This is a genomic window from Mesorhizobium delmotii (genome assembly GCF_900149755.1).
GTDB lineage: Bacteria > Pseudomonadota > Alphaproteobacteria > Rhizobiales > Rhizobiaceae > Mesorhizobium > Mesorhizobium delmotii.
Genome location: NZ_FUIG01000045.1, coordinates 24808 through 33235, shown reverse-complemented (window position 1 = coordinate 33235; position 8428 = coordinate 24808). Strand labels below are relative to the sequence as shown.

The 8428-nt window shown below is 63.2% G+C and carries 7 protein-coding genes; 4 read left to right on the top strand and 3 right to left on the bottom strand.

All coding sequences use genetic code 11. The features are described 5' to 3' along the window. Positions 1–18 precede the first annotated feature (18 nt). A complete protein-coding gene (locus BQ8482_RS27495) occupies positions 19–681 on the bottom strand; it encodes a YggS family pyridoxal phosphate-dependent enzyme (RefSeq protein ID WP_123150479.1) in 663 nt (220 codons plus the stop codon). Between the two features lie 145 nt (positions 682–826). Between BQ8482_RS27495 and leuS the strand changes: the two genes are divergently transcribed. Further along, a complete protein-coding gene (leuS, locus tag BQ8482_RS27490) occupies positions 827–3451 on the top strand; it encodes a leucine--tRNA ligase (RefSeq protein WP_123150484.1) in 2625 nt (874 codons plus the stop codon). Beyond that, positions 3438–4025, top strand: coding sequence for an LPS assembly lipoprotein LptE (locus tag BQ8482_RS27485; RefSeq protein WP_123150478.1), 588 nt, complete (start codon positions 3438–3440; stop codon positions 4023–4025). The genes leuS and BQ8482_RS27485 overlap by 14 nt, the downstream gene beginning before the upstream one ends. A 94-nt stretch (positions 4026–4119) precedes the next feature. Here BQ8482_RS27485 and fsa read toward each other — a convergent pair whose 3' ends face one another. Next, positions 4120–4773, bottom strand: coding sequence for a fructose-6-phosphate aldolase (fsa, locus tag BQ8482_RS27480; RefSeq protein ID WP_123150477.1), 654 nt, complete (start codon positions 4771–4773; stop codon positions 4120–4122). Positions 4774–4864: 91 nt separating this feature from the next. Between fsa and BQ8482_RS27475 the strand changes: the two genes are divergently transcribed. Continuing rightward, the gene (locus BQ8482_RS27475) at positions 4865–7048 is read left to right on the top strand and encodes a primosomal protein N' (protein ID WP_123150476.1); all 2184 of its coding nucleotides are present in this window, start codon (positions 4865–4867) and stop codon (positions 7046–7048) included. Between the two features lie 471 nt (positions 7049–7519). Here the strand turns inward: BQ8482_RS27475 and BQ8482_RS27470 are convergent, their stop codons facing one another. Beyond that, the gene (locus BQ8482_RS27470; protein WP_425294144.1) at positions 7520–7753 is read right to left on the bottom strand and encodes a type II toxin-antitoxin system Phd/YefM family antitoxin; all 234 of its coding nucleotides are present in this window, start codon (positions 7751–7753) and stop codon (positions 7520–7522) included. A 223-nt stretch (positions 7754–7976) separates the two neighbouring features. On the opposite strand from BQ8482_RS27470, the gene BQ8482_RS27465 reads away from it, so the two are divergent. After that, complete coding sequence (locus BQ8482_RS27465) at positions 7977–8372, top strand: AGROH133_08824 family phage infection protein (protein ID WP_123150474.1); 396 nt, start codon at positions 7977–7979, stop codon at positions 8370–8372. The last annotated feature ends 56 nt before the right edge of the window (positions 8373–8428 follow it).

Below are 8428 nucleotides of genomic sequence, written 5' to 3'. Positions count from 1 at the left end.
AACTTCGGAATCAGGACACTAGCGGCTGCCGAAAATCGCCGAGCCGACCCTGACACTTGTCGCGCCGAAGGCGATCGCCGTCTCGTAATCGCCGGACATGCCCATGGAGAGCTTTTCGACCCCGGTCTCAAGCCCAAGTTTCTCCAACAGCGCGAAATGCGGACCGGGATTCTCGTCGGCCGGCGGAATGCACATCAGACCTTCGATGGCGAGGCCATGAACCGTACGGCAGCGGGTGACGAAGGCGACGGCTTCGCGCGGTTCGATGCCTGCCTTTTGCGGTTCCGAGCCGGTGTTGACCTGGACGTAGAGTTTTGGTGACCGGCCTTGTCTGGCGATTTCCTTGGCGAGTTCGGCAGCGATCTTCTCGCGATCGACCGTCTCGATGACATCGAACAGCGCGACCGCTTCCTTCGCTTTGTTCGATTGCAGCGGACCGATCAGGTGCAGCTCGATGTCCGGAAAAGCTTCCTTCAGCGCCGGCCATTTGGCTTGTGCTTCCTGGACGCGGTTCTCGCCGAAGACACGCTGGCCGGCGTCGATGACCGGGCTGATATCGGCGGCGTCGAAGGTCTTCGAAACCGCGACCAGCGTCACCGCGTTGGCTTGCCGTCCCGCCTCGCGCTCGGCGGCGGCGATCTTCGCCTTGACCGTGAAAAACTGTTCGACGGCGCTCGCCATGCCTATATCCTGACCCTAGTTTTTGCCCTGGCCGGAGCGTCGCAGTTGACGGGTCCGGCAATCCATGGTGAACACCGCGACGACATTTCCTGAGCCGCCGGGCATGTCCGGCTGTTCGCGCATGCTTTTAAGTGAAAAACACCCGATGGCAATCGAACGTTACAATCCGCGCGCGTCAGAGCCCAAATGGCAGAAGGCCTGGGACGCCAAGAAGCTGTTCGAGGCTGATAACGACGACCAGCGTCCGAAATACTACGTGCTCGAGATGTTCCCCTATCCGTCGGGGCGCATCCATATCGGCCACACCCGCAACTACACGATGGGCGACGTCGTGGCGCGCTACAGGCGAGCCAAGGGTTTCAACGTGCTGCACCCGATGGGCTGGGATGCCTTCGGCATGCCGGCCGAGAACGCGGCGATGCAGAACAAGGTCCATCCCAAGGACTGGACCTATCAGAACATCGCCGCCATGCGCGAGCAGCTCAAGGTCATGGGCCTGTCGCTCGATTGGGCACGCGAATTCGCCACCTGCGATGTCGACTACTACCACCGCCAGCAGATGCTGTTCCTCGATTTTGTCGAGAAGGGGCTGGTGACGCGCAAATCCTCCAAGGTCAACTGGGATCCGGAGGACATGACGGTGCTTGCCAACGAGCAGGTCATCGACGGACGCGGCTGGCGCTCGGGCGCGCTGGTCGAACAGCGCGAGCTGACGCAGTGGTTCTTCAAGATCACCGACTATGCGCAGGATCTGCTGGACTCGCTGGAAGGCCTCGACGAATGGCCGGAAAAAGTGAAGCTGATGCAGGCGAACTGGATCGGCCGTTCGGAAGGCCTGCTGATCCGCTGGCCGCTGGCCACTCCAGTCGATGGCGAAGATGAGCTGGAGGTCTACACGACGCGGCCCGACACCATCTTCGGCGCCTCCTTCATGGCGGTCGCAGCTGATCATCCGCTGGCGAAGAAGGCGGCCGAAAGCAATCCGGCGCTGGCCAAGTTCATCGACGAGGTTCGCCATATGGGCACTTCAGTGGCGGCACTGGAGACAGCCGAGAAGAGGGGTTTCGATACCGGCATCCGCGTCGTCCATCCGTTCGACGCGAACTGGACGCTGCCTGTCTATGTCGCCAATTTCGTGCTGATGGAGTACGGCACCGGCGCCATCTTCGGCTGCCCGTCCGGTGACCAGCGCGACCTCGACTTCGCTAACAGATACGGCCTGCCGGTCATTCCGGTGGTGATGCCGGAAGGCGAGAATCAAGGAAGCTTCCAGATCATTGACGAGGCCTATGTCGGCGACGGCGTGATGATCAATTCGCGCTTCCTCGACGGCATGAAGCCTGATCAGGCGTTCGACGAGGTGGCGAAGCTGCTGGAACAAAAGACCATCGGCAATCGGCCGATGGCCGAGCGCAAGGTCAACTTCCGCCTGCGCGACTGGGGCATTTCGCGCCAGCGCTACTGGGGCTGTCCGATCCCGATGATCCACTGCGAGGATTGCGGCGTGGTGCCGGTGCCGAAGGCGGATCTGCCGGTCAGGCTGCCGGACGACATCGAGTTCGACCGGCCGGGCAATCCGCTCGATCGCCATCCGACATGGCGGCATGTCAAATGTCCGCAATGCGGCAAGGATGCACGCCGCGAAACCGACACGATGGACACGTTCGTCGATTCGTCCTGGTATTTCGCGCGCTTTACCGCGCCCTGGGCGAACGACCCGACCGATCCCAAGGCAGCTACCGAATGGCTGCCGGTCGACCAGTATATTGGCGGCATCGAGCACGCCATTTTGCACCTGCTCTATTCGCGCTTCTTCACCCGCGCCATGCGCGAGACCGGACATGTCGATCTGGCCGAGCCATTCAAGGGCCTGTTCACGCAAGGCATGGTGGTGCACGAGACCTATCGGGTCGGCAGTGGCTCGAACGGCCGCTGGCTTGCGCCCAGCCAGGTCCGGCTGGAGGACGTCGACGGCAAACGCCGCGCCCTCGAAATCGCGACCGGCGAAGAGGCGGTGATCGGCCCGCTCGAAAAAATGTCGAAGTCGAAGAAGAACACGGTGAGCCCGGAAGAGATTACCGACGGCTACGGCGCCGATACCGCGCGCTGGTTCATGCTGTCGGACTCGCCACCCGAGCGTGACGTCGAATGGACCGACGAGGGTGCTGCCGGCGCGCACCGCTTCATCCAGCGTATCTGGCGCCTGGTGTCGACGGCCGCCGAATCGCTCGCTGCAGTCCAGCCGGCAGCGGCGAAGGAGGGCGAGGCAGGGACTGTTTCCAAGGCCGCGCACAAGGCGTTGAAATCAGTCGGCGAGGATATCGAAAAGCTCGCCTTCAACCGCGCCATCGCCCGCATCTACGAGCTCGCCAATGCGCTTACCACGCCGCTCAACGAGGCGGCTGAAGGCAAGGCCGATCCGGCGCTCAAGGCTGCGTGCCGGCAAGCCGTCGACATCCTCGTGCATCTGATTGCGCCGGTGATGCCGCATCTGGCCGAGGAATGCTGGCTGACGCTCGGCGGCACCGATCTGGTCGCCGAACGGTCCTGGCCAGTCTATGATCCGTCGCTTGTCGTCGACAGCGAGATCGTGCTGCCGGTCCAGGTCAACGGCAAGAAGCGCGGCGATTTGACAATTGCCCGCGACGCGGACCAAGGTGCGGTCGAAAAAGCGGTTCTGGCTCTCGACTTCGTGCAGAAAGCGCTCGAAGGTAAGGCACCGCGCAAGGTGATCATCGTCCCGCAGAGGATCGTCAATGTCGTTGCCTGATCCGAAGAAGACAGAAGTGACGCATTTGCTGCGCCGTATCGCGCTGTATGGCCTGGTCGCTTCGGTTGCGCTGGTTTCGGCCTGCACGGTGCGCCCGCTCTATTCGAGCGCGCCGCTGTCGGCCGGCTCGCAAGTCGGGGCTGCCGCCGAACTCGGGTCCATCTCGGTCAAGCCGGTCAACACCCGCTACGCCCAGCAGGTCCGCAACAATCTGATCTTCGCGCTCGGCCAGGGTGCGGGCGAGCCGGCTTCGCCCGCCTATTCGCTCGATCTCGGCGTTACCGAACTTGTTGAATCCGCTGCAACCGTGCAGGTCACGACCGATGACGACGAGCCAACGGCGGGCACCGTGACACTGGCCGCAAACTATGTGCTGACCGACGCCAAGACCGGTACGACGATCGCGACCGGCAGGCGCTCGATAGCGTCGTCCTTCGACAGGCCCCGTCAGGAATTTGCCTCCTACCGGGCGCAAATCGACGCCGAGAACCGCGCGGCGCGCGAACTGGCGGACCTGCTGCGCCTGTCGATCGCCCAGAATCTGGTCAAGCATCGCAAGACGGTGGCGGGTTAGAGCCTTTCGGCCTGGATCGAGATGTTTCGGTTATCCCTGGCGCAGAAAAAGGCCGATTGCTCGGCCTTTTTTGCGGGAACGCGACGTCTTGATTTCAGCCGATCTTCTGGCCGGTCTTGGCCCAGTCGGCGAGGAACTGCTCCAGGCCCTTGTCGGTCAGCGGGTGCTTGACCAGCGCCTTCAGCGTCGCCGGCGGGGCGGTGATGACGTCGGCGCCGATCAGTGCGGCCTGCTTGACATGGTTCACCGTGCGCACCGAAGCGGTCAGGATCTCGGTCTGGAAATCATAGTTGTCGTAGATGGTGCGGATGTCCGAGATCAGTTCCATGCCGTCCCAGCCGCTGTCGTCGATGCGGCCAACGAAGGGCGAGATGAAGGAGGCGCCGGCCTTGGCCGCGAGCAGCGCCTGCGTGGCCGAGAAGCACAGCGTGACATTGACCATGCGGCCGTCCGACCGGATGTCCTTGCAGGCCCTCAGGCCGTCGAGCGTCAGCGGCACCTTGATGCAGACATTGTCGGCGATCCTGGCCAGGATCTTGGCCTCCGCCATCATGTCCTTGTATTCGGTGGCGACGACTTCGGCCGAGACCGGGCCCTTGACGATCTCGCAGATCTCTCGTGTGACGTCGGCGATCTTGCCGCCGGATTTGAGGATCAGCGAGGGATTGGTGGTGACGCCGTCGAGCAGCCCCAAATCGTTCAGCTCACGGATTTCCTTGACATCGGCGGTGTCGACAAAAAATTTCATGATGGTCTCCTGAAGATTTTTTCATGTGCGTGTCATGCACATTTGGGGTCGGACTTTGATCTAGACGAAAGTCGGGGCAAGGTCACGCCTCATGATCGAAGATTCGCCCTTTGTCGCAGCCGCGCCAGTGCTGGTGCCGATGCCCGCCGAGCGGCCCTACACCTATGCCGTGCCCGCCGGCATGCGCGTGGTGCCGGGCTCGATCGTGCGCGTGCCGCTCGGTCCGCGCCAGGTTGCCGGCATCGTCTGGGACGGCACCGTCGAAAAGGTCGATGCCAAGAAACTGCGCCCGATCGAGCAGGTCTTCGACTGTCCGCCGATCGACCGCGCTATGCGCCGCTTCGTCGACTGGATCGCGCAATACACGCTGTCGCCGCCCGGTATGGTGGCGCGCATGCTGCTGCGGGCGCCGGAGGCCTTCGACCCGGAACCGTGGATCGAAGGGCTGCAACGCACCTTCGCCAAACCCGACCGGATGACGGGTGCGAGGATGCGCGTGCTGGAAACCGCGGAAGGCGGGCTCGCCTGGACGCGATCCGGGCTGGCGCATGCGGCCGGCGTGTCGTCGACGGTCATCGACGGGCTGAAAGCGCAAGGCGTGTTCGAGACCGTCATGATCCCGCCGCGACCGGTGGTCGCAGCACCCGATCCGAATTACGCCCAGCCTTCGCTGATGCCGGACCAGAGCGATGCGGCCGAGATGCTGCGCACCAATGTCGCGGCCGGCGCATTCGGCGTCACGCTGCTCGACGGGGTAACCGGATCGGGCAAGACGGAGGTTTATTTCGAGGCGGTGGCGGCGGCGCTCGACCGCGGCAGGCAGGTGCTGATCCTGCTGCCGGAGATCGCGCTGACCCACGCCTTCCTCGAGCGCTTCCAGGAACGGTTCGGCGCCAAGCCGGCGGAATGGCACTCGGACGTGCCGCCAAGGATGCGCGAGCGTGTCTGGCGGCAAGCGGCGGAAGGTGGCGCGCGCGTGGTTGCCGGCGCGCGTTCGGCGCTGTTCCTGCCGTTCAGGGAGCTCGGGCTGATCGTCGTCGACGAGGAGCATGACCCCGCCTACAAGCAGGAAGACCGCGTCTTCTACAATGCCCGCGACATGGCGGTGGTGCGTGGCCATATCGGCGGCTTTCCGGTGGTGCTCGCCTCGGCGACGCCGTCGGTCGAAAGCCGGGTCAATGCGAGCCAGGGCCGCTATCATCGGGCGGTGCTTTCGGCGCGCTTTGCCGAGGCGGCGCTTCCCGACCTGAAGACGATCGACATGCGCCGCGCCCCGCCGGCGCGCGGCGGCTTTCTGTCGCCGGTGCTGCTTGGCCATATGCGGCAGACGCTGGAGAAACACGAACAATCCTTGCTGTTCCTCAACCGGCGCGGCTATGCGCCGCTGACGCTGTGCCGGGTCTGCGGCCATCGCTTCGGCTGCCCGGTCTGCTCGGCCTGGCTGGTCGAGCACCGCTTTCGCGGCCAGCTCGTCTGCCACCATTGCGGACACAACGAGCGACGACCCGAGGCCTGCCCGGAATGCGGCACGCTCGACCATCTGGTCGCCTGCGGGCCGGGCGTCGAGCGCATCGCTGAAGAGGTCGTCGCGCATTTCCCAGACGCCCGAACCATCGTGCTGTCGTCCGACCTGATGGGCGGCGTGCGGCGGCTGAGGTTAGAGCTCGAAGCCATCGCCAAGGGCGAGGCCGACATCGTCATCGGCACGCAGCTCGTCGCCAAGGGCCACAATTTCCCAAACATGACGCTGGTCGGCGTGGTCGATGCCGATCTCGGCCTTGCCAATGGCGATCCGCGCGCCGCCGAGCGCACCTTCCAACTGCTCAGCCAGGTGACCGGCCGTGCCGGCCGCACCGGCAAGAAGAGCCTTGGCCTGCTGCAGACCTTCCAGCCCGACCACCCGGTGATGCGGGCGATCGTCTCCGGCGACGCCGAGGCTTTTTACGAGCGCGAGATCGCCGAGCGCGAGCGGGCGGCGCTGCCGCCTTTCGGCCGGCTCGCCGGCGTCATCGTCAGTGCTGCGACCCGAGCGGAAGCGGAGGGCCATGCGCGGGGTTTGCGGCGCGCCGCACCTCAGGCCTCCGACCTGTTCGTGCTCGGCCCGGCCGAGGCGCCGCTGTCGCTGCTCGGCGGCCGCCATCGCTTTCGCCTGCTGATCCAAGGCGAGCGGCGCGCCGACATGCAGGGGTTCATTCGCACCATGCTGGCCGAGGGGCCGAAGATACGGGGCTCGGTGCGCGTGCAGGTCGACATCGACCCGCAGAGTTTTTTGTGAGGTGTTTGGGTGCATTAGTTTAGTCGGCCGCAGGCGGGTCTTGCAGTATATTCCAACACCACACGTCGAGCGCCTCAAAATGCCTGACGTTGGCTGTGATCACGGTAAGCTCGTGAATTGACGCCGTAGCGGCGATCAATATGTCCGCAAGGCTTGGGTTCTTCTCTTGTGCAGAGAGACTGCTTCCTCAATTTGGCCGGCTCTTCGAGGTACAATGGCGTCGATCGCTAGGATTTGGCCCGCAGATCCTTCGTTGATATCGTTGAGCCAGTCAGCGAGATTTGCCGTCCGTTTGGTAGCCCGGCGCAATCGAGCCTGCGTATGCCTTTCTCTATTTCGGAGATTGCTACTACAGGCACGAATAGCGTCTGCTTTCACCTTCGCTGGCAATCCAGGTGGAGATGTTTTTTGCAAGGGCTGGCTTTCCAGGCGCGAAAGCGGACAGAATAGACGTATCGATAAGATAGCGGCTCAAAGATCGATTTCCCGCGACGGCGACTCGTTTCTTTCGAGCTCAATTCCACCGGGATAGGTCAAAAGAAACTCTCCGAAGTTCCGGCGCTTGACCGGGTAAAGCTTTTGCATGTCCTCGACCGAAACAATCGCCGCCGCTGGCTTACCGTGCTTCGTGATAATTGTAGGCTCGCCGCACTCGGCAGCTTCGATGAGCGCCGAGAAACCTGCTTTAGCCTCTCTAACCTGCATGGTTCTCACATTGGTTCTCCTTGTGGTCTCATGTCGTCATAATGTATATAGCGGAGGAACAGCCCGTCATGAAGCTCTTGGTACGACGGATCCATATCGAGGCGGGCGGGTGGTCCCTGCTACGCTTGCGTGTTTCGGCAATTCGCCGACGCCCATCTGGCGCATGTCTCTTCCTTCGCTAGAATGCCCAAAATTTCGAAACAGCCATTTGCGAGGGGACAGTATGGAATTTGCGTTTCCATGGCCGATGAGCCAGGGCGAATGGCTGGCGTGGTCGAGCGCCGTCGTGACCTTGCTGTTCGGCCTGCTGCTGTTCCTGGCGCCGGGGCTGGGCTTCCGAATCTTGCGGCTGCAGGTCAAGCCCGAGAAGGCGGCGGCGATCGCCGAAGGGCGCGGCAGGATGTCGGGCTTCTATCTCGGCGTTAGCCTGTGCTGCATTCTGCTTGCGCAACCGCTGCTCTACATGGCGCTTGGCTTTTCCTGGCTGTTCACCGCCTTCGGCCGCCTGCTGTCGATGATGTCGGATGGCGCCAACACGCCCTTCAATTGGGTTTCCATCGTGGTGGAACTGGTGCTGGCGGCGCTGCCGCTTGCCTTCGCCTTCGGCTTTGTGCCTTGAATCAAAGGCGAATTCGGGACCGGCGGTCGAACCGCACCGCCGGATGCGACAATAGT

Excerpts from the sequence above, each read along its gene's own strand:
- BQ8482_RS27495 (WP_123150479.1), bottom strand. The coding sequence starts at position 681 with ATGGCGAGCGCCGTCGAACAGTTTTTCACGGTCAAGGCGAAGATCGCC.
- leuS (WP_123150484.1), top strand. The coding sequence starts at position 827 with ATGGCAATCGAACGTTACAATCCGCGCGCGTCAGAGCCCAAATGGCAG.
- BQ8482_RS27485 (WP_123150478.1), top strand. The coding sequence starts at position 3,438 with ATGTCGTTGCCTGATCCGAAGAAGACAGAAGTGACGCATTTGCTGCGC.
- fsa (WP_123150477.1), bottom strand. The coding sequence starts at position 4,773 with ATGAAATTTTTTGTCGACACCGCCGATGTCAAGGAAATCCGTGAGCTG.
- BQ8482_RS27475 (WP_123150476.1), top strand. The coding sequence starts at position 4,865 with ATGATCGAAGATTCGCCCTTTGTCGCAGCCGCGCCAGTGCTGGTGCCG.
- BQ8482_RS27470 (WP_425294144.1), bottom strand. The coding sequence starts at position 7,753 with ATGCAGGTTAGAGAGGCTAAAGCAGGTTTCTCGGCGCTCATCGAAGCT.
- BQ8482_RS27465 (WP_123150474.1), top strand. The coding sequence starts at position 7,977 with ATGGAATTTGCGTTTCCATGGCCGATGAGCCAGGGCGAATGGCTGGCG.